A 17,997-nucleotide genomic window follows, 5' to 3' on the forward strand; every position below is an offset into this window, starting at 1 on the left:
GTCAAGCCGCCAGCGTCACGGTGTAGCCCGTACAGTAGGCCGCCTGAGCTTTGGTCGGCGCCAAGTCCTGCCAGCCGACCAACTCAACCCGAGAAACGCCGGCAACGTGTAACTGAGCGTCTACGCCGGAACGTGCCACCTCAACGCCGAGCCGTTTGCGCGGATTGATCCAAGCCGCCAATCGACTTTTCGCCTCGGCTAAACTGGCATCAGCTTCTGGGCCCGCGCTGGTCATGTGCAGGATCGCCTTGATTTGGTAGCGGATCACCTGGGCACTCTGAACCGTTACCCTATCCCCCACCGGCCGCACGTCATCGTCATTCAGCGCGGTTGCCACCGTGGCGAGCAGCTCCGGTGAAGCCTCCCCCTCCCCATCCAATCCCAGCACCGTTACCGTCACGTAACAAGGCGCGGGGCTTTCGGCCGTGGCATCCGCCACCAGCCCCGAGGCGTTACGCGCATGCAGGATGTAGCTGTTACGCGGGCCGGCCGTGGTCAGTCCCTCATAGGCCAACTGGATGCGCTCTCGGAACGCATCGTCGTCTTCTTTGACTTCAGGAACTGGCGGAAAGGCCAGCAGATCCTCAGCTTGAATGACCAGGCGTTTGAGGTTGACGTTGGCCCCCAGGTGATCGAGATCACCGCGTATGGCGTGCGCCAGCAATACCGCTTTGCCGGCGTCATTGACTCGGGCGCGGTTGCCGACCTTGATGTAAGCGCCAACCTCCAGCACCTTAAGCACCGGATCGCTCTCCAGCGCAGCAGTCCAGTTGCCGCCCATGTATCCGCGAAAGACGCCCAGCCCCTCCTGAAAAACCTCTTCGAAGTCCAGCGGCTCCAACACGGTTGGCGCCGGCAACGACGATAGGTCCACGATACTCATACGGCCACCTCCAGCGTGACGCTGTCGCCCAGGTACTGCCCGACGATCTTCAGGTTAATTTGCCCGCCGATAACGGAAATGACGCGCACTTGATCCAGCTTCAATCGCGGCTCCCAGCGACCCAGTGCGCGTGCGACCTCCGCCTGTACGGCGCTTTTCCAGCCGTCAGTAACGGGCAAGTCAACAAATCGCCGCAGCTTGCTGCCGTAATCCATCCGATGCCGCCGGCTGCCCAACGGCGTACCCAAAATGTCTGGAACCGATTGCCGCAAATGTGCGATGCCGGAAATGGGTTGGCCGGTGTGGCGATCCATTCCGATCATTGTGATTACTCCTTCAATTGCTCCAGATCTGGATGCGCTTTCAAGAACGCAAATTGGTCATCACCACATGCGGTAACTCGACCAGCAACAACAGGAAGCGTCCCGCCGCCGGGTAGGATCAATGTCCGCGAGGTGAAAACCTTGTCGCGAAAAACACGCGCTGGTCCGATGGACTCAACCGCGTCAGCAGTAACGGGAAAACCCAACGGCGCAGGCTTCAACCCCGGAACCACAGTGGCCTCGGCAGAATCGCCATCAGTTCTAGGCTTACTCATAAGGCAGACTCCAGATATGAAAAAGCCCGCACTGGACGGGCTGTTTGTGGGTTGAAATTAATGCGTGTGGTGATTGCTGTTGCCACCGGCATCGATGATCGCACCGGCACTGGTGATGCCTTTAGTGACGTGTAACGCGCCGTCGATCATCACCGCTGCTTTCAGATTGATGTTGCCGGTGGTCACGTTCACGGCGCTGTCCGTCACGACCACCTCTGTACTGGCGACTTTGATGGTCACCGTACCGCTCGGCAGGGTGATGCTGTAGCTCTTGGCCTGCCAGTCGTAAATCAGCGATCCACCATCATCAAAGCGCCATACTTCCACATGGTCCCGGTTATCCGGCGGAGGTCCAGCGTTGCCATACAAGCCCGGAATGAACGTGCCCTGTGACACGTCACCGCTGGCACTAACCAGCGTCCCCTGCTCGCCCAGAGACGGAGCCCTCCAGTGCCTGGCCTTGCCGGCGGCGATGCTGTGCCAACGCACCCAGGCGCTGGTCCATTCGCCGTCCGAAACCCGACACATCGGAGGGGAGGCAGCCAGATCGACTGCCACCACAAAGCAATCCTTGACCACCCCCGCAAGCATGCGGTCGTGCTGGGCAGTAACATAGCCGCTCACACGTCCTCCGCTGGAACAAAGTCCTCTTTGACGTCGTTGTTGAAGCCAAACAACAGCATGCCGGGCGGCTGATCGGGCCAAGGCCACTCTTCAGGGCCGAGGTACACCTGCTGCGTCCATTCCACCAGCCAAACGGTGTAACCATCCAACACTGGCTGGGTCCAGTCCTGTAGTGCCTGAACGAACTCTGCCGGCTCGACTTCCAGCCCCCACGTCTGAGCCCGCAGTAGGACCGCGAGTTGAGTAGCCAGATGCACGGCCTGTTGCTGATGCAGAGGATAGATCGGGTCAACGACGATACGTGCCTCGAACTTACACACCAACGAGGTTTCTCCCGTTCCTATATCGGTACCGGGCTCAATCTCGGCCAGCTCCAAAAAGACCGCCGGTAAAGCGATGCGATCTTCAATGTTCGGCCAAGCGCTTATTGTCTGAACCCCAGGCAGATGGCTCACCAGGTGCTGCTCGACCGCCCGGTAAAGCTGGTCCAGGCTAAAAGGTTGGTCAGCCATTAACCGATCCTCTTCAAGTATTTCTGTAGTTCGAAGTTGAGCTCCTGCTGCAGGATCTCCAACAGACGCTCATCCGCCTTTTGTACCCACCTTTCGAAGTGCGGACGGGCTTGTTCCAGAGATACCTTGGCCTTGGCTAATGGAAAACGATTTCCATTTTCTGCGACCCATCCAGAACTTGCACCGCGACCAGCGGATACCGTGCTGTCTGGGTAATCATCAGCATTAAAGTGCTTGCTCGCTGTGCGAATCCAAATGTCTGGCTTGTTGCCATAGACCTTCTTGAGAAACGCGCCTTGATAACGCCGCCCCGCCACCGACACTCCGCTACCGGTTTGCCGCGCCCGGCCAATCCGGCTGGACTCGATGGCATTCAAGCCGAACCACAACTTGCCGCTCGATGCCCCGCCGGACACTGGGTAGCTGCGTAACCGTTGACGCACTGCCGCGACAGCAATGCGCTCCTGCCTGCTGACTGCACGGGCAATGTGCGTGCGCAACCAGCCCAACGTCTTGTTGATCGCGCGTCGGTGGGCCGCAGCAGCTGCCTTGGGCACCAACTTGGCGAAGTCCTGAAACGCCTGGAGATCTGCAGCTGACGACTGGATCGAGATCATCCCGCCGCCGGCCGAGGGTTTGACGTAGCTACCGATGCTCATGGGCGCAGCCTCAGGATCAAGGCGACCAGACCGTCGCCGCTCGGCTCCAGCTGCAGCAAGTCGTAATCGCCGCCGCCGTCCAGGGCGGGCAAGTCGATGCTGACCAAAAGCCCGCGTTTCAAGCCTTCCGAATCACTGACGCGGATCTCAAACCGAGGCTCACGCAAGCCGGTATTGAGCTTGCCGAGCTTCGGCTGCAACCAGGGCGCGGCAAACATGCCAAGCACCGGCTCTTCACGGCCCTCGATCCGCGCGCTATCGCCCAATGTTTCGAAGACCACTTCGTCGATGTCGTCGATCAGATCGCGGAAGGCCACGATCACATCTCCAGCAGGATCTGCGCGCGAGGCCGCGTGCACAGGTGCAGCGGGTTGGACTGGGCTTCGCCGGCCACACCCTTATTGAAAGGCAGCGGCTCGATCTTGCTGTAGTACGGGATGCCCTGGGTGTTGACCGTCTCCATGTAGTCGGCCGGTGCGAAGGACGAGATGTACAGATCAGGGACGCCCTCGGGGACCAGCAGTGCCTTGTCGTCATGGACGAACGCAACGCCAGCAACCTTGCCGCGATACCGCTCCCAGACGATCCCGCCGAACTCGAAAGCTTCACGTGCATCACCACGCAGAGACGCGGCCTGCATGGTGTTGAGATAGGTCTCCTTAACCGACTTGTGGACGATCAGCTTGTTCCAGAAGTTCTTGCCGCACAAAGCGCGGGAGCCGGTGCTGGTGACGCTGCCCAGGGCTTCCTCTTGCATATCCAGCGCTTCGCCGCATTTGACCCGCAGCTCGGTATCTGGACTGTTCAAGCCCATCGGCAGCTTCTGGCGATTCACGCCGAAGGATTTATAAATATCCAACAGGACTGTCTTGCCATCGGCGTCCAGCACCTGCCCGTTCAACGCACCCATACGCTGGAATTCGTGGGTGGCATCCAGCTGTCGGCGAGCCTTAGCCAGGCGCTTGTTGACTACATCCTGCACGGCCTGCAGTTCGCTGCGGGTACCGAAGGCGCGAATGCCTTGGATCTCATCAGCCTTGATGGTGAAGCGTTCCGGCAGGTGCACGGTGTTGAACGGAATCAACTGACGCTTGGCCGCGCCGACCACCAGACCAGAAGTACCACGTTCACCCGATGGCACCAGGGCCAGGGTGTCGCCGTCTTTCTCGATCTGCACGGTCAGCGTGCTGATGCCTTCTTCGCGGAACAGGCCAAGGCTGCTGATGCGGCCCGGCAGGTATTCCTGCTCGTTGATTGCGGCAGTCAACGAGGAAACGCTGAACGCATCGTCTTCAAAAATGGCGATATCGGCCATGGGGTACTCTCCAGAAACGAAAAATCCCGCACTCGGCGGGATGGATAAATGAAGTGAGCGTCTTAACGGACGATCACGAAATGGGCGGCCAGGGCCTTTTCGGCTGCGGGGTCGAGGCCGGTCAAATGGACTTCGCTGACTTCGGCCTGACGCACGATGGCGCGGCCGCGACGAACCACATCAGACTGCCCCAGCGGACCGTAGAGGATCGCCATGGCGTTTTCAGATCCGTCCTCAGCTGTCGGCTGATAGGGTGCAAACTCGCCCGTAGCAGTCACCAGCCCAAGGATCTGGCCCGGCTCCAACGCCGGCCCGGCGGCGACGTTAATTGCTTCGCGTGAAATAGTGCCGGGGCCTTCAGACAGCAGAAATTCGCCTGCGTGCATCGATTCGATTTTCATGCTCTTACTCCTTTCGAGGTTCCGTTCTGCGCCGCCTGCCGGCTTGCCCAGATTGAATGACTGTCGACCTGTTTGGCCTTGATAGTGGGTGCCGGATCATTGTCGAGCGGCAGACTGTTATTGATTTCAAAACCGCCGCCGCTGCTTACCAGCTTGTCGAACAGGCGCGCCCTGACAGCTGCTTCATCCAGACCGGCAGCCAGAAATTCGCCGGTCAGTTCCGGCAATCGTGCCGCGACACACAGGCCGTGCAGCGCTTTCGCCTTGGTCAGCGCCGCAGTGACTACCGCTTCGCTTTCCAGCTTCGTCGAAGCGAGTATCGGGTCCACCAGGTTGCTGATGCCAGCCGCCGCACACCCCTTGGTAACCATCAACGCCAATCCGGCAGCGTCCAATACGGGGGCTGGATCCGCAGGGTTTACAGGATCAGTCGGCTCGACATCCGGCTCTTTGTCCAACTGAGCCAGCAATTCAGCCGGGGCATTCTGGAATCGCTGCAACACGCTGCCCTGACCGAGGCAGGCTTTCACCTTCAGCCCGTCGCCCACTTCATCGGCCAAGCCCAGGGCCACTGCTTCGCTGGCCGTCAGCCAGGTTTCGGCGTTGACCATGCGCCGCAACTCGGCCTCGTCGATGTCCGGCGCTTTGGACTTGTAGGCCGCAATAATCGCTTCCAGCGTCTGGTCCAGCACGTCGGCAACACGCCGGAAGTCCTCGGCATCACCGCCGGTAAAGGTGTAGGGGTTGTGGATCATCAGCATGGCATTGGCCGCGATGACCACCCGGTGAGCGCCACACACGGCAACACTGGCCGCGCTGGCCGCCAGCGCGTCAATGCGCCCGGTACAGCGTTCGCCCAAGCGCGACAGCGCGTTGTGAATAGCCAGGCCGTCGAACAGGTCGCCGCCGATGCTGTTGAACGCCACAACGACCGGAGAAACGCCGTCATCCATAGCCCGCAGGTCCTGAACAAACTGATTTGCGCTGACACCCCAGGTGCCGATCTCGCCGTATACAAAGACCTCAATGGTCTGTTGCTCGGCCTCACCGCTGGCCTGGAAGGTGTACCAACTTTTATCCGCGACTTTGACCTGCTTGCCAGCCTTATCATAAATGCGCGGGATCGCTTTTTTACTCATGGTTGTTCCTTGTCATCAATCGGCTCGATGGCATCAAGCGTGGTGTAGTTGAGGCCCAGTTCCGTGGACCTGGCGAGGTCGGCCGCGTTTTCCGCGTCGATGGTTTCCGCGTCGTAGCCGTTGCGCAGACACATCTCGCTGCGTGAACCGAAGCCTGCCTGCACTTCCATCCGCCGCGCCTGTACGTCCTGCACCGGCTGAATGTAGGCCCAGCCTTGTGGCACCCAACGTGTGCGCAGGTATTCGCGCCGACGTTGCGCGTAGTCATCCAGCACTAGGGCGCCGGACAGCACCGCCATGTCCATCCAGGCGGCACGCACCGGACGACACAGCTGATGCACATACACGCCGAATTGCAGTTGCTCCAGGCGCCGCCGGAACTCGTTGAGCACTACCCGCAGCGCCCGGTCGTTGACCTCGCGCATATCGCCGGTAAGGATCTCGTACGGGGTGCCCGAACCCGCCGCCGCAGCCATCAGCTGCTGCCGCATGAAGTCCGGGTAGTTGTTGCCGGCGTCTGGTGGTTTGGAGAACTCCACCTCTTCACCTGGCCCCAGCTCCTGCATGGTGCCGGGTTCTAAGGCGACCATCGGCGTGAAGCCGTCGCGGTCGGTGGTCAGAGGTTGCCCCGTGACAGGGTCTCGTGGTTGCTGCCCCATTTCCGGTGCCGGTCGCTTGATGAAACCGGCAAACAGGTTCGCCACCTCCTGGCGGAACAACACCGCGTCATCGTAGTTGTCCAGGCTGCGCAGGCGTTTCAACACCGGGGCCAAGCGTGGCACACCGCGCAGTTGCCCTGGCTCCATCGGTTCGAAGATGTGCAGCACCTGTGTCGCCGGTACGCGCACCAGCTGGTTGTAACCGACGTTTAACGACGACGAATCGCGTGGGTGCGACAAGTACATCCAGTACGCCACACGCTTGCCGGCCGGATTAAACTCGATCCCGGCGCGGATGACGTTGCCGTTTTTGGCCGTCTCGAACTTGTCATGGGGGACAAACTCAGGTGCCAGCGCCTGCAGTTGTAGCGGCACCGCTAACCCCTCACTTAGGCTGCGCGGCCGCAACCGCACAAAGCACTCACCGGCCGTTTCAACCGTGCGCGCCACCAGGGCCTGCATGCCGTAGAAGTCGGTCAGTTCATCGGCGTCCGCTTCGTCAACCCAGTCGTCCCACAATTGCTGCTGGAGTTTGCGCAGTTCCGCGTCATCCGTGGTCGGCCTGGGGGTGATGCCGGTGCCGATCAGGTTGCTGACGCGCTTGTCGATGACATTGAAGGCGTACGGATCATTGCGCACCGCCGCCCGTGAACGCGCCCGCAGGTTACGCAGGGCCGGAGTGTTGATGCTGTTGATGCCGTTGTCGGTGGCTTCCCAACTGGCCGAGCGTCGGCCCTCACCCGCGCCTTCGTAACTGGCCTTGATGTTCGACGGCAGCAAGAATCCATTACGGGTCAGCGTCGGATAGTGTCGTGCCATTAGAGTCCTTTGCCTCCATGCATGAGCCGAACGACGCGAGAGCGCGGCCCGGCGGCTTGACTCAGCGACGTGCGGATCTCGTCACGAGCCTTGAGCAATTCATCGATGGAACGGTATTCCACCGTGCGGTCGCTGTAGCGCACGGTCTTTTCACCGCGTGCAATGGCGCGCTCGATGGCTTCGAGGTGCTTCGGAGTAAACGACATATCAGCGTCTCTTCAGGTAACCGCTGGTGGAACTGCGGCGTTGTGGGGGAGCAGCGAGTCGCGGTTGAGCGACCGGGGCAACGGATTGCGGCGCCACCTGCGTTGTCGCGGGAGCCTGTGCGGCAACCGTGACACGCTCAGCGGCGACCACCTTTTCATCGAACAAACCGGCCTGGGCCAGCGAGTTACGCACCCGGTCCCAGTCATGTTCCTGATACCGGTTGATGCCGAGGTAATGCGCCATCGCCAGGCAATACACCATCAGGTCGAGGGCTTCGTTGCGCTCGGCCTTGCCTTTAATCCACTCGATACGCTTGTGGCCGCGCACGTACTTGGCGACCTTGCGCTCGGCCACGCACTGGGCGAAGAACTCGTCCGGCAGGTCGTTGGCAAAGTGCAGCGCGCCTGGGCCGGACTCGAATGGATAGCGGTTGTAGATCCAGTCCTTTGCAGTGTCGGTACCGACAAACCACAGCTCGGCGCCGCCGCGTTCGGTCTGGCCCTTCCAGGTAACATCCACCATGGACGGCCGCTGAGCGATCACCGGCTTACCGGGCTTGCTCGCGCCCTTGATGGCGAAGATGTTGCGCCAGCGTCGTACGCGGCAGAACTGGTAGACCTCGTCGGTGTGGTGACCACCGGAGTCGACGGCAACCGCGAGAATGCCCAGGCCCACACCGCAAGGGTGCCGGTACCGCTCTTTCAGCAGTTCATCCAGCACCGCCCAGGTGCGCTCGTCTGACGGGTCGCCCGCGATCACCCTGTGGTCGATGACCCAGCGTTCCATGCCGACGCCCCAGCCCATCGCCATGAACTCCAGACGGTCGGCCTGGACGTCGACAGCGCCCGTGATCATCATCACGGCGGCGGGCATCGCACCGAGGGAAAACCCTTCCCGGCGCGCCCGCTCGATCAGTACCGATGCCTTGGTTTGCTCTTGCGCGCTGTCCCACACCTTAGCCAGACGGGTGTTGTAGAACACCTGCATGGGCTCAAGGTCGCCTTTGGCCTGGGCCTTTTTCGCCTTCTCGAATTGCTTCGCCAGCGACTTCCAGCCCGTCCAGCCCAACGGTGAATACAGCGCGTTGAGGTGGAAGCCGACCGTCTCGCCATCGCCCTTGGCATGGGCCCGCCATTCGCCACGGGCGAGCATGTCGCCCTTGTGGTGTTCCTCAATCAGCACGTCGCAGTCAGGCCCGCCGCACTCGTAATGCACCACGCTGAAGTCCTGGGAATAATGCAGCCGCTCCCACTCCAAGGTCTGCATGTGCCCGCAAGACGGGCATGGCACGTAGTAGTAACGCTGGTCACTGCCCTCGAACAAATCGTCAATACGCGAGGCGCCTTTGATCGTCGGCGAACTGGAGAAGTAGAACTTGGCGTTGCGTCCGAAGGTACTGCCTCGCGTCTCCGCCAGTTCAATTGGGTCACCTTCCTCCCCGATATCCACTTCCCATCGGTCGATCTCATCGCCGTACACGTAGCGCGCCGACAGCTCTGAAAGGTTTGCAGCGGATCCCGCTGTGGTGACGTACAGCGACCCACCCTCAAACTCCTTAGTGTCCATGGTGTTGCGTGAATCACGCGAGCGACTAGAGGCGACACGCTCCCGCAATACGGGCGTTGCCTTGATCGTCTTGCTAATTCGCGAGGACACCCGTTTGGCCAGCCCCAAGCTCGGCAACAAGGTGAGGATGTTGGAAGGTGCCATGTGGATCAGACCACCGATCCAATTCAAGGCGATCTGAGTTTTCATAAGTTGCGAGGCCACCATAGTGACCACACGTTTGCACCGATGCGATGGCGACAAGCACCGCATCGGCTCGCGAGCATAGGGTGTTCGCGATGTACGGTATTTACCTGGTTCGGCAGCACCGGTATCACGCGGGATACGCATGTACTCATCGGCCCACCCATCAACCCAAAGCGCTGGCTCTGGACGCAGCCCACGGTAATACGCCTCGCGGTACACCTCTGCACCGTTGGCATATTCGGCAGGCATAGGCTTAGCTCGTAGTCGTTACAGCATGAATAAAGTCTTCTGTGGAAATGCGCTCGGCATCCTCAAGCACACTACGGAGCTCTTTCATCAGGTGTTTTTCTATATCCCAGGGATCACTCATTGCAGAAAGTTCTGGGGCGAGCTTAGGCGGCAGCGCCAATAGGAGATCGCGAACCATTCGACCCGATGCGAAAGCGGCCTCATCGACGACTGATCGCTCAACCAGCTCACCGTTCGCTTTGAGTACTTCGCTCTCCGCCTTTTCAGCTTGGGCCAGCGCAAGCCGGGTTCGTGCTTTTTGGTAGTCCGGCGCAGCCGTGGGAATCGCGCCCGGCGAAGCATGAGGAAACGCCGGCTCTCGCTCTTGATGGCCGAGGACCAGCGGAACGTTGCCAAGTGAATTACTACGGGCGGGATCGCTAGTCATTGCTAGGTATTGCTCACTTGCCTCAACGTCCACTTTGCCGTCCAGCGTCAGAACAAGACGGCCACGCTGGACCAATTTACCAACGTACTGACGGGACCAGCCCTTACTTGCCGCATATTCCGTACGGCTCAAAATGGTCATGTAAACCTCCTGTCAACCTATGACTGTCAACCACCGTCAACCTCTGTCAACCAACGTGGTAAACCCAGCCGCTAACGCTTTCCCGCGGGTTTCATGCCCCGTGTCCCTCGGATGCCTCCAGGGTCCCCGGCGATTTTCGGCGCCCCGAAACGGTGCATCATCCCGGTCCCCCACAGGCGGAGGCGCTTCGTCGACACCAGCACGCGTGAAGGTCCGGGGTTCACAAAGCCGAGTGCTTACGCAAATTCCCGGAGTGCCTCTTGCAGGCGTCTGGCTTTGACGATGGCTTCAGCATTACTTTCGCGCTCAGCCTCAACCGATAGGGCTACCTCTTCAATACGGCCAGCCAACGCCTTCATGCGCTTGCTGAACTCTTCCGAAAGACTCACCACCTCACCAGACAGTGCCGCCAGCACATCCAATGCGCCCTCAGGCTTCTTGATCGAAACAATGGTCTGCTTGGCTACCTGAGTCACGACTTGCTCCTTCTTTGGTTTTGGGGTGGCGGCATCACGCTGAAACTTTCCGGCTACTGGCTCGCGGATAAGACCGGCGTCTTTGAGCTCGCCAAGAGCACGGCGTATTGCAGGGGCTGTGGCACCAGTGGCTTTAGCTGCCTGAACGGCGGCGTGGATAGCTGGAACGCTCCAGCTCGTTTGGATCGGTACATAACCAAAGATTTTTTGAGCAATAGAAGATTGCCCAGCAAGCATCTGCTGCTGCCTGGATACATTCATTTCTGGAGACCTGCTTAATAAGTGGCTGGGGTGGGAGCTATTCAGAGCGATTCGATTCGGCGGACACTTCGCTGACGCCCAGCCGCTTGGCAACCCAGCGTTCGTAAAGGCCGATGGCGACATCGGCGCCGGCCATCGCGGTCAGGCAACCCAAAGCGCCTGCCGTCCAGATCGACATGCCGGCGGCAATCATCAACATCATCGCGGTCACACCGCAGGCAATACAGGCACCGGATCGCAACGCGAGGCGGCGTAACAATGCCCAGCCCCGCGCCCCGTCCTTATCGGCTCGCCACATCTCCCCCGAAACACCGCCGACCAGAGCCAGAACTATCACTAACCAGATCGGCATCTCTGCCAGCGCTTGCTGCTCATTTGTCATGTTGTGCCTCAAGTGAAGGAGTGTGCCGAACACAAAAAAGAAAACCCCGCCGGGGGGCAGGGTTTCAGTGTCATGACAAACGCCAGGACGGAGTGCACAGCACGTGCTCGTGGAGCGCCAAGGCGCAAATTCCATATCGTGGGGGCTTTTTACCCTGCTCCGGAAAAACCGAAAAGGGGTGTTTTTCGGTTGATACGCTCGACGCACCTTTGACGCACTTTGACGCAGCTTTGAGGCAATCCCTCCAGACGAGCGGCAGTCAGCAAGATCTCATGCGGACCACTGTTGACGCTCGCGTCAGATCAGTTGCCGGCGATTTCACGCGCATATTCCGTGCACGACCTCGCGCACTACGCACGGTCAAGATCACCTGTACCTGCTGATGCAAAGCGTGGACCCAGTTCCTATACGTCCGATCCGCATCATCTCCCAAGCCCAACAATGGCAACTGAGAGCGTACCGACCACGCAGGCCGAGGCAGATAGCGATTACGCGCCAGTTTAGCGAGCAACGCCCCTTTTTCGGACTGCCGCTCCAGCTCCGCGAGGGCAGCCGCGACCTCCATTGCAGCGTGGTCCATCCCACCACCGGAGGCCATCATAAGATCGCGAGATCCCGGGGTTCCGCGAGGAGCAGAGCCGCCCCACTCCATGATCGTCGCCATGGGGCTGCCCAATCCGCCGCCATCACCTACTTGGTTGAACTGGTTACCCCAATGCTGCATGAGCTCTTCAATTTCTTCGATCATCACACCGCTCCCCCACCCAAAACCGAACCCGACACAAAAAACGCTATACCCCACACAAACCCAACACAACTAAAACCCTTTGAAATCAATAGCCTTAAATCAAATGTGTCGAGTGTGTTGGGTGTGTTGGGTTTAAGGGTTCTCGCATAAGAAAAAAATATTGCTGCCGTTTGTTCAAATAACGTCGCCCATGCGCATGCGCGACGCCAAACCCAACACACCCAGCACACAAAGCTGAAAGCCGCGAAATAGAAGGGATGAAATTGTGTTGGGCATCTAAAACCAACCCAACACATACCCGACACACCCAACACACTTTTAGACGGACTCATGCTGCAGCCGCCTTAATGTGGTCCCAGTTGTCAACGCTCCATCCCGCCAGGCGCGCCGCAGCCCGCCAAGCAACCACCGCTTTGCCCAGGTCGGCCGAGCTGAGTGATGGGGGCAGGGAAGCCTGCTCATCGCGGGGAAAGAAGAACGCCGCGAACTTGCGATTGCTGCCATCCGTCCAGGGGATGGCGCGGGTCTTCTCCACCTCCGAGCTGATGAACAACGAGAACTTCGTCTGACTCATCACATGCTCTTTGTTGCGGTGGCACCACTCTAGGAACATTGCGTAAAGGTCAGTAGACAAACAGGCGCCCCACATATCACGCCCAAGCTCGCCGTATTGCCAGAGGAACAGGAAAGTCTGCCAACTGGCCCGACTCAGTGCCACCAACCGCTCACGCGCATCAGTGCTGGGCGGCCTGGTGCGCTGGTCGAAGCCGCCCAGGTCAACTGACAACAACCACGCGTACAGCGCCGCGACGCCGCCATTCTCCAGCTCTCGTCCTACTGCCTTCTGGCGCTCAACCGGAAGTGTCTCCATCGGCCAAAGCACCAACATTCGCCGGTCACTGGGCGCGATAGGCCAGGGCATAATCTCGTTGCTTAGGAACGCGGCGTTCATGTGGTTGGCTTCCTCCCAACCGTTGATGAACTTCGATTCCATGCGCACCGTTTTGCCGGTCACCAGGTGCTTGATCTTGCCCACCTGGTTATAACGCTGATCACGGCTCACGACCTCTTCGAACACCGCCCACAACTTGCGGCTTTGCCAGGCGTTGAAGTTGCTTTCGAGCTGAGTCTGTCCGACCGTAGCCGCGTACTGCCCATAGAGCAATCCGAAGGCATCGGCGAACAGCAGGCTTTTGCCCGAGCCCTCCATCGTCGAGTGAGCCAGCACCGCCGTATCCATCTTCGCGCCCAAGTGCTGCAACGGGTACGCCAACCACTTCACCAGCCAATCTCGTGACGACTGGTCGTGGTTGCACAGGAATGAAATCAACCACCGCAGGTTCTCGCACGCGGCATCATCGCGCGCCGGCTCCATTGGCAGACCGTCGAACGTGTTGATGTAAATGTTTGGATCCTTAGTCATCGTCGGGTCGAACACGATGTTTTCCACATCGACCACGCGCCGCTCCGGGCTGTTCAACCACATACCGTACATATCGCCGAGGGCCATCTTGACCGCGCCTTCGGCAACCCGCCGCTTCTTTTCCCGGTCCCAAACATCTTTGGTACCATCGATGTACACGTACCGTTCAATCGGCTCCAGGTTCAGTGCACCACCCTTCTTGCCAGCCATCTTGCGGGCTTGCTCGATCTCCTTGACCTTGTCATCCGAGATCAGCTTTTTGCTGGTATCGTCGACCCACTGTTTCGCCAGTGGCTTGCCGACGCGAGCCTCAAACGCGGTTTTCTTCATCACCCGCGCCTTGTCGAGATCCCACACTTGCGTGGTGCCTTCGACCAGCACGTAACGCCGCAGTACTTGTTCATAGGTCAGCACCTCCCCCGCACCCCCATCAGCAGCAGGAGCGGCCTTACTTGCCGTCGCACTGGAGTCCTGCTCGCTGGCATCCGCCGATGGGGCCGGGGGAAGATCTTGTGTGGCTGGGCGCGACGCATGCTGCATACCCAACATCCGGGCGGCTTCCTTCACCGCCTTCGACTGATCGCCATCGTGGTCCAGCAGGCAAAACACCTCAAACGCGTCATTCTGGTGACCGTTGGCCAACGGATCCGCGCCATGGTGCGAATAGACCTTGCGGTCGGTGACCGTCACACCAGGTAGCCCGGTGCTGCTGTGTGGATACAGCCATTTGTTACCGCGCTTGATGTAATCGTGGGCACGCAACAGCTCTTCCACATCGTGGCATCGGTTGAATTCATCAATCACCGAGGGTTTGCCGTCAGCAGATGGAGCACGCTTGATAGGTTTCGCGGCGGGCTTCTTCGGTTTCGCTGCCCAAGGGCACGCGGCCTCGGCGTTGCGTTTGAACACATCCCAATTTTGCCAAATATTCAGCAGCTCGTTGGTAAGCACCGGCAGACCATCAGCAGCATTCGGCGGCGTGCGCCAGGTGTACGGCTTGCCAGTACCCGGATGGATCGATGGCGGGAATACGTCCTGCACCAAGCCGGCGCGCATCTCAAACACCGTGAAGCGCTTGTATTCGTCGGCCTCGGCCTTGGCGGCCTCTTCACCGACAGAATCGCCCTGCTCTTTCGCGGCCTTGGCCCGCGCCATCAATCCTTTGTGAATCGACCCGTCAGGGTCTTTCTCGTTGGGCCAGGAAAGCGAGTGGCGCGTCAGCTCCATGTCATCGGGCATTTTGAACAGCACACGGAACCGCAAAGGATTGCCCACGATGGTCGGATAGACCACAGCCATGGCGTCCAGATCGAGACCCATCTGGTCGAACAATACAAACCGCGTCCACTGCACATCGTCCACGTCCAACGAGCAGACACGGCTGGGCCCGAGCACTACGCCCAGGTTGTGATTTGGATTGCGCTGCCAGAATGTTTCGGCGGCAACCGGGTCGGTGATGTAACCGCCCGGCTTGTTCCAGCCCATGCCCTTCGGCGCTTTTTCGCCAGGGTCAATTGGGACCAGGGCAAGGCTAAAGGTTTCGATGTAGCGGCGAGCCCAGGACGATATCGCTGTGCTGGTGGATTGCTCACTCATCGCCGCCGCTCCCGCAACCCCTGGCAACTGACGCAGGTAGCACAACCCTGGATCGTCTGCTGACGAAGTAACGGGATAGGCTCGTCGCAATCCTCACAGAATTGCGCGCTCAGGGAGCACGTTGGGCGTGGACGGCTCGCCAGTGCGAGCTGTCGGAAATGCTCAGCAGCATCGTTGGCGATATCGATATCATCAGACATTGTCAGTGCCCTCCATAGCCTTGCGCGCACCAGCCATGATGCCCAGCACCTCGCGGATAACATCCATGCCGCGCTGTTCCAGCAGGAGGACTTCGTGGGGTTCCCAGATGTTGTCGGCGGCGCCGTCGTGCATGCAGGCCACGAACTGGCCTGACTCCTCAAGCATCTTGCCGACGGCCTTCAACGCATCGGCAGTTGCCGGTACCGGAATTGGCTTGTACCAAACGGCACCCGCCGGCCTTACCAGGGCATCTAACAGGCAAGGATCGGCGGTCAGCCTGATCACCTCTTCCATTTCGTCAGGATCCAGCCAGCGCCGCTCTTCGTCGTGCTTGACCTTCTTCTGCAGGCTGTCGTAATCGAGCACCATGTCCAGCGCCAAAGCAGTCACGCCGCCCCGGTAATCATGGGCCGCGCGGTAGATCGCTTTGCGCAGAGAAAGAACCGGCCCAGTGGCCGGTGATTGATCTGTTCGACTCATAACCGTAAATACCTCTTTTACGGTCTAGCCATAGAAACGGGCACGCCCTATCCTACGACCACGACCGATGTGCATGTGCTGTGTGTCGTCGTAGCCGGGCTGGGGGATCTTTGGTGAGAGGCCCCAGTCCGGCACCCTTTCAAGCTGCCGATTTCAAGCCAGCTGCTTCTTTTTCTTGGGAATAAAGGCTCTCAATGGCTTTTCCCGTTACATACCGAACATCCGCCCCCTTGGCTGCCCGATTAATTGTTGGCTGTGTCGTACCCACACGCTCTGCAATGACGCGCTGGGATAAACCAGTGCTCAGTAACTCCGCGAGCATTTGCTGAATAGTCATATCAATCACCGATGCGCTTTCGCATTGACCGCCACAATACACAAACGTATTGATTGATTCAATACACTTGATGATACGTTTCTGAATCAAGGCAGGAAAAAAGTGATTGGCGATCGCATTGCTCAGCGTATGCATGAGATGAATTTGTCCGAAGGCGAACTTGGCCGGCGCTCTGGCGTTCCCCAACCGACGATACATAGGATTGTGACCAACGCAGTTGCCAGCCCACGCCACCAAAACGTCGAAAAGATTGCAAAGGCTCTCAAGGTCAGCAGCAACTGGCTGTGGAAGGGGGGCGATCAATCAGACCAGGGGGCCAAACAAATTAATGGCGCCGCAGCCGAGGAGCATAATGTTGAGCCGGGCCCAACCATCAAAGGATATGTACCATTGATATCGTGGGTTCAAGCTGGGGCATGGTGCGAAATCACGGACGTTAAAACGCTCGATGATGCAGAGCTCTGGCTTCCCTGCGCCGCCTCTCACAGTAACCAAAGCTACGCTTTGCGTGTGAGGGGGCTATCGATGTTCAACCAACACGAGCGCCGCTCTTTCCGCGACGGCGATATAATTTTCGTCGACCCGGCGAAAGAGGCTGAAAATGGATCGCTTGTTATCGCAAAACTAGTCGACAGCCAGGAAGCGACCTTCAAGCAGCTGGTAATGGAGGGAAGCAGACGCTTTTTAAAACCATTGAATCCTGCGTGGCCGGAGCCAATTATTGAGCTGGGCCAAGACGCCACGATTTGCGGGGTTGTATTCTCCAAGCTCGAAATTTTTTAAGTAGCTATCAGCACGAAGGCACGCTTGATGCGTGCCTTTTTTATGCCCAGACCAAAATCAATTCAAATACGTATTGACTGAATCAATACGTATTTGTATCGTTTGCATAGTTACCTCTCACCAAAGAGTACGAACCATGCAAACGACACAGCACAGCAACACCCGCTGCCCGGTCTACCTTCACCCGGCGGCGGCAACCAGCCCCGCAGCCGTGGAGCGTATCCAGCGCAGCACCGGCCTTTTGGTCATCGTCAATCTGGGTCGCGCAACCGTCGCACCTCCCCCCGTTGCCGTAGCCAGCGATGACCAAGGCCCATGGGGAGGCAACGCAGCATGAGACCTCTTCTGATTGGCCTCACTGGCCGCGCCCGCTCCGGCAAGTCAACGGCCGCCGAACACCTCGTAGGCACTTACCTGCTGGAGCACTACGCATTCGCTGATCCGCTCCGCGATGGCCTGATGGCGATATTCAACCTTGACCCTTCCGACTTTGAAGGCGACCGCAAGGAGCAGCCACTGGCTTGGCTGGAACGCTCACCGCGTCAACTGATGCAGTCGATGGGCACTGAGTGGGCACGCAACACCGTGCACCCAGATGTGTGGGTGAAGCTCGCGGAACAGAACCTTGACTACATGACCAAGGCACTGGGCGCCGTGCTTGGCTTCGTCGTCAGCGACGTACGCTTCGAAAATGAGGCAGACCTTATTCGCCGTCGCGGCGGCACGGTCATTCATATATTCCGGCCCGACGCACAAGCCGTGAATCCTCACGTCAGCGAGGCCGGGGTAGCAGCTCATAAGGATGATCTGACGCTGACCAACTACGGCACGGTCGAGGAGTTCCTGCGCTCGCTGGATGAGGTGTTCCTGATGGTTCGCCGCCTCCAACAACACTCCGAACATCTCACCGCCTGAGGCCAGCCGC

General features: G+C 59.2%; 24 protein-coding genes. 3 read left to right on the top strand and 21 right to left on the bottom strand.

What is annotated here, in order from left to right:
- Position 1 precedes the first annotated feature (1 nt).
- From J1G33_RS15640 to J1G33_RS27900, 21 genes are all read right to left on the bottom strand, one after another.
- Positions 2-883, bottom strand: a complete 882-nt coding sequence (locus J1G33_RS15640) for a baseplate J/gp47 family protein (protein WP_046071194.1) — start codon at positions 881-883, stop codon at positions 2-4.
- Complete coding sequence (locus tag J1G33_RS15645; RefSeq protein ID WP_191955381.1) at positions 880-1,206, bottom strand: GPW/gp25 family protein; 327 nt, start codon at positions 1,204-1,206, stop codon at positions 880-882. Before J1G33_RS15645 ends, J1G33_RS15640 begins: the two co-directional genes overlap by 4 nt.
- Before the next feature lie 5 nt (positions 1,207-1,211).
- Positions 1,212-1,481 carry a hypothetical protein gene (locus tag J1G33_RS15650; RefSeq protein WP_223018367.1) on the bottom strand — a complete coding sequence of 90 codons (270 nt, stop codon included), beginning with the start codon at positions 1,479-1,481 and terminating at the stop codon, positions 1,212-1,214.
- Positions 1,482-1,538: 57 nt separating this feature from the next.
- Positions 1,539-2,072, bottom strand: coding sequence for a phage baseplate assembly protein V (locus tag J1G33_RS15655; protein ID WP_056783628.1), 534 nt, complete (start codon positions 2,070-2,072; stop codon positions 1,539-1,541).
- 29 nt (positions 2,073-2,101) lie between these two features.
- Positions 2,102-2,617 carry a hypothetical protein gene (locus J1G33_RS15660; protein ID WP_223018368.1) on the bottom strand — a complete coding sequence of 172 codons (516 nt, stop codon included), beginning with the start codon at positions 2,615-2,617 and terminating at the stop codon, positions 2,102-2,104.
- On the bottom strand, positions 2,617-3,276 hold the full coding sequence (locus J1G33_RS15665; protein WP_223018369.1) for a hypothetical protein: 660 nt from the start codon (positions 3,274-3,276) through the stop codon (positions 2,617-2,619). The genes J1G33_RS15660 and J1G33_RS15665 overlap by 1 nt, the downstream gene beginning before the upstream one ends.
- Entirely contained in the window at positions 3,273-3,593 is a 321-nt protein-coding gene (locus J1G33_RS15670) for a hypothetical protein (RefSeq protein WP_046071190.1), read from the bottom strand. The genes J1G33_RS15665 and J1G33_RS15670 overlap by 4 nt, the downstream gene beginning before the upstream one ends.
- Positions 3,594-3,595: 2 nt before the next feature.
- Positions 3,596-4,591 (bottom strand): major capsid protein, encoded by a 996-nt coding sequence (locus J1G33_RS15675; RefSeq protein ID WP_223018370.1) that lies wholly within the window; start codon positions 4,589-4,591, stop codon positions 3,596-3,598.
- Positions 4,592-4,653: 62 nt separating this feature from the next.
- On the bottom strand, positions 4,654-4,992 hold the full coding sequence (locus tag J1G33_RS15680; RefSeq protein ID WP_223018371.1) for a head decoration protein: 339 nt from the start codon (positions 4,990-4,992) through the stop codon (positions 4,654-4,656).
- Positions 4,989-6,131 carry a head maturation protease, ClpP-related gene (locus J1G33_RS15685; protein ID WP_223018372.1) on the bottom strand — a complete coding sequence of 381 codons (1,143 nt, stop codon included), beginning with the start codon at positions 6,129-6,131 and terminating at the stop codon, positions 4,989-4,991. The genes J1G33_RS15680 and J1G33_RS15685 overlap by 4 nt, the downstream gene beginning before the upstream one ends.
- Positions 6,128-7,609, bottom strand: a complete 1,482-nt coding sequence (locus tag J1G33_RS15690; protein WP_122736815.1) for a phage portal protein — start codon at positions 7,607-7,609, stop codon at positions 6,128-6,130. The genes J1G33_RS15685 and J1G33_RS15690 overlap by 4 nt, the downstream gene beginning before the upstream one ends.
- Positions 7,609-7,815, bottom strand: a complete 207-nt coding sequence (locus J1G33_RS15695; RefSeq protein ID WP_059397074.1) for a hypothetical protein — start codon at positions 7,813-7,815, stop codon at positions 7,609-7,611. The genes J1G33_RS15690 and J1G33_RS15695 overlap by 1 nt, the downstream gene beginning before the upstream one ends.
- A gap of 1 nt (position 7,816) precedes the next feature.
- Positions 7,817-9,817, bottom strand: a complete 2,001-nt coding sequence (locus J1G33_RS15700; protein ID WP_223018373.1) for a phage terminase large subunit family protein — start codon at positions 9,815-9,817, stop codon at positions 7,817-7,819.
- A 4-nt stretch (positions 9,818-9,821) separates the two neighbouring features.
- The gene (locus J1G33_RS15705; RefSeq protein WP_056783437.1) at positions 9,822-10,385 is read right to left on the bottom strand and encodes a hypothetical protein; all 564 of its coding nucleotides are present in this window, start codon (positions 10,383-10,385) and stop codon (positions 9,822-9,824) included.
- A 236-nt stretch (positions 10,386-10,621) separates the two neighbouring features.
- Positions 10,622-11,122 carry a hypothetical protein gene (locus tag J1G33_RS15710; RefSeq protein WP_069023711.1) on the bottom strand — a complete coding sequence of 167 codons (501 nt, stop codon included), beginning with the start codon at positions 11,120-11,122 and terminating at the stop codon, positions 10,622-10,624.
- A gap of 37 nt (positions 11,123-11,159) precedes the next feature.
- Positions 11,160-11,504, bottom strand: a complete 345-nt coding sequence (locus J1G33_RS15715; RefSeq protein WP_047541828.1) for a phage holin family protein — start codon at positions 11,502-11,504, stop codon at positions 11,160-11,162.
- Positions 11,505-11,763: 259 nt separating this feature from the next.
- Positions 11,764-12,252 carry a hypothetical protein gene (locus J1G33_RS15720; RefSeq protein ID WP_069023710.1) on the bottom strand — a complete coding sequence of 163 codons (489 nt, stop codon included), beginning with the start codon at positions 12,250-12,252 and terminating at the stop codon, positions 11,764-11,766.
- Between the two features lie 328 nt (positions 12,253-12,580).
- On the bottom strand, positions 12,581-15,271 hold the full coding sequence (locus J1G33_RS15725) for a DUF5906 domain-containing protein (RefSeq protein WP_223018374.1): 2,691 nt from the start codon (positions 15,269-15,271) through the stop codon (positions 12,581-12,583).
- Positions 15,268-15,471, bottom strand: a complete 204-nt coding sequence (locus tag J1G33_RS15730; protein WP_081327108.1) for a TraR/DksA C4-type zinc finger protein — start codon at positions 15,469-15,471, stop codon at positions 15,268-15,270. Before J1G33_RS15730 ends, J1G33_RS15725 begins: the two co-directional genes overlap by 4 nt.
- The gene (locus J1G33_RS15735; RefSeq protein WP_069023708.1) at positions 15,464-15,952 is read right to left on the bottom strand and encodes a phage regulatory CII family protein; all 489 of its coding nucleotides are present in this window, start codon (positions 15,950-15,952) and stop codon (positions 15,464-15,466) included. The genes J1G33_RS15730 and J1G33_RS15735 overlap by 8 nt, the downstream gene beginning before the upstream one ends.
- Before the next feature lie 139 nt (positions 15,953-16,091).
- Positions 16,092-16,424, bottom strand: coding sequence for a hypothetical protein (locus tag J1G33_RS27900; RefSeq protein ID WP_256593081.1), 333 nt, complete (start codon positions 16,422-16,424; stop codon positions 16,092-16,094).
- 3 nt (positions 16,425-16,427) lie between these two features.
- On the opposite strand from J1G33_RS27900, the gene J1G33_RS15745 reads away from it, so the two are divergent.
- The 3 genes from J1G33_RS15745 (at position 16,428) to J1G33_RS15755 (ending at position 17,987) form a co-directional block, all read left to right on the top strand.
- Positions 16,428-17,072: a LexA family transcriptional regulator gene (locus tag J1G33_RS15745; protein WP_237142812.1), complete on the top strand. Its 645-nt coding sequence runs from the start codon at positions 16,428-16,430 to the stop codon at positions 17,070-17,072.
- A gap of 136 nt (positions 17,073-17,208) precedes the next feature.
- Positions 17,209-17,409 carry a hypothetical protein gene (locus J1G33_RS15750; protein WP_223018375.1) on the top strand — a complete coding sequence of 67 codons (201 nt, stop codon included), beginning with the start codon at positions 17,209-17,211 and terminating at the stop codon, positions 17,407-17,409.
- Positions 17,406-17,987, top strand: a complete 582-nt coding sequence (locus J1G33_RS15755; protein WP_223018376.1) for a deoxynucleotide monophosphate kinase — start codon at positions 17,406-17,408, stop codon at positions 17,985-17,987. The genes J1G33_RS15750 and J1G33_RS15755 overlap by 4 nt, the downstream gene beginning before the upstream one ends.
- Positions 17,988-17,997 lie beyond the last annotated feature (10 nt).

The sequence above is a fragment of the Pseudomonas sp. P867 genome (assembly GCF_019891455.1).
Classification (GTDB): Bacteria; Pseudomonadota; Gammaproteobacteria; order Pseudomonadales; family Pseudomonadaceae; genus Aquipseudomonas; species Aquipseudomonas synxantha_A.

What these genes read in the sequence shown, in the direction of transcription:
- J1G33_RS15715 (WP_047541828.1), bottom strand. Translation starts at nt 11,504, where the DNA reads ATGACAAATGAGCAGCAAGCGCTGGCAGAGATGCCGATCTGGTTAGTG.
- J1G33_RS15705 (WP_056783437.1), bottom strand. Translation starts at nt 10,385, where the DNA reads ATGACCATTTTGAGCCGTACGGAATATGCGGCAAGTAAGGGCTGGTCC.
- J1G33_RS15655 (WP_056783628.1), bottom strand. Translation starts at nt 2,072, where the DNA reads ATGCTTGCGGGGGTGGTCAAGGATTGCTTTGTGGTGGCAGTCGATCTG.
- J1G33_RS27900 (WP_256593081.1), bottom strand. Translation starts at nt 16,424, where the DNA reads ATGCATACGCTGAGCAATGCGATCGCCAATCACTTTTTTCCTGCCTTG.
- J1G33_RS15700 (WP_223018373.1), bottom strand. Translation starts at nt 9,817, where the DNA reads ATGCCTGCCGAATATGCCAACGGTGCAGAGGTGTACCGCGAGGCGTAT.
- J1G33_RS15645 (WP_191955381.1), bottom strand. Translation starts at nt 1,206, where the DNA reads ATGATCGGAATGGATCGCCACACCGGCCAACCCATTTCCGGCATCGCA.
- J1G33_RS15725 (WP_223018374.1), bottom strand. Translation starts at nt 15,271, where the DNA reads ATGAGTGAGCAATCCACCAGCACAGCGATATCGTCCTGGGCTCGCCGC.
- J1G33_RS15685 (WP_223018372.1), bottom strand. Translation starts at nt 6,131, where the DNA reads ATGAGTAAAAAAGCGATCCCGCGCATTTATGATAAGGCTGGCAAGCAG.
- J1G33_RS15730 (WP_081327108.1), bottom strand. Translation starts at nt 15,471, where the DNA reads ATGTCTGATGATATCGATATCGCCAACGATGCTGCTGAGCATTTCCGA.
- J1G33_RS15720 (WP_069023710.1), bottom strand. Translation starts at nt 12,252, where the DNA reads ATGATCGAAGAAATTGAAGAGCTCATGCAGCATTGGGGTAACCAGTTC.
- J1G33_RS15690 (WP_122736815.1), bottom strand. Translation starts at nt 7,609, where the DNA reads ATGGCACGACACTATCCGACGCTGACCCGTAATGGATTCTTGCTGCCG.
- J1G33_RS15745 (WP_237142812.1), top strand. Translation starts at nt 16,428, where the DNA reads ATGAATTTGTCCGAAGGCGAACTTGGCCGGCGCTCTGGCGTTCCCCAA.
- J1G33_RS15710 (WP_069023711.1), bottom strand. Translation starts at nt 11,122, where the DNA reads ATGAATGTATCCAGGCAGCAGCAGATGCTTGCTGGGCAATCTTCTATT.
- J1G33_RS15735 (WP_069023708.1), bottom strand. Translation starts at nt 15,952, where the DNA reads ATGAGTCGAACAGATCAATCACCGGCCACTGGGCCGGTTCTTTCTCTG.
- J1G33_RS15680 (WP_223018371.1), bottom strand. Translation starts at nt 4,992, where the DNA reads ATGAAAATCGAATCGATGCACGCAGGCGAATTTCTGCTGTCTGAAGGC.
- J1G33_RS15695 (WP_059397074.1), bottom strand. Translation starts at nt 7,815, where the DNA reads ATGTCGTTTACTCCGAAGCACCTCGAAGCCATCGAGCGCGCCATTGCA.
- J1G33_RS15650 (WP_223018367.1), bottom strand. Translation starts at nt 1,481, where the DNA reads ATGAGTAAGCCTAGAACTGATGGCGATTCTGCCGAGGCCACTGTGGTT.
- J1G33_RS15640 (WP_046071194.1), bottom strand. Translation starts at nt 883, where the DNA reads ATGAGTATCGTGGACCTATCGTCGTTGCCGGCGCCAACCGTGTTGGAG.
- J1G33_RS15665 (WP_223018369.1), bottom strand. Translation starts at nt 3,276, where the DNA reads ATGAGCATCGGTAGCTACGTCAAACCCTCGGCCGGCGGCGGGATGATC.
- J1G33_RS15755 (WP_223018376.1), top strand. Translation starts at nt 17,406, where the DNA reads ATGAGACCTCTTCTGATTGGCCTCACTGGCCGCGCCCGCTCCGGCAAG.
- J1G33_RS15660 (WP_223018368.1), bottom strand. Translation starts at nt 2,617, where the DNA reads ATGGCTGACCAACCTTTTAGCCTGGACCAGCTTTACCGGGCGGTCGAG.
- J1G33_RS15675 (WP_223018370.1), bottom strand. Translation starts at nt 4,591, where the DNA reads ATGGCCGATATCGCCATTTTTGAAGACGATGCGTTCAGCGTTTCCTCG.
- J1G33_RS15750 (WP_223018375.1), top strand. Translation starts at nt 17,209, where the DNA reads ATGCAAACGACACAGCACAGCAACACCCGCTGCCCGGTCTACCTTCAC.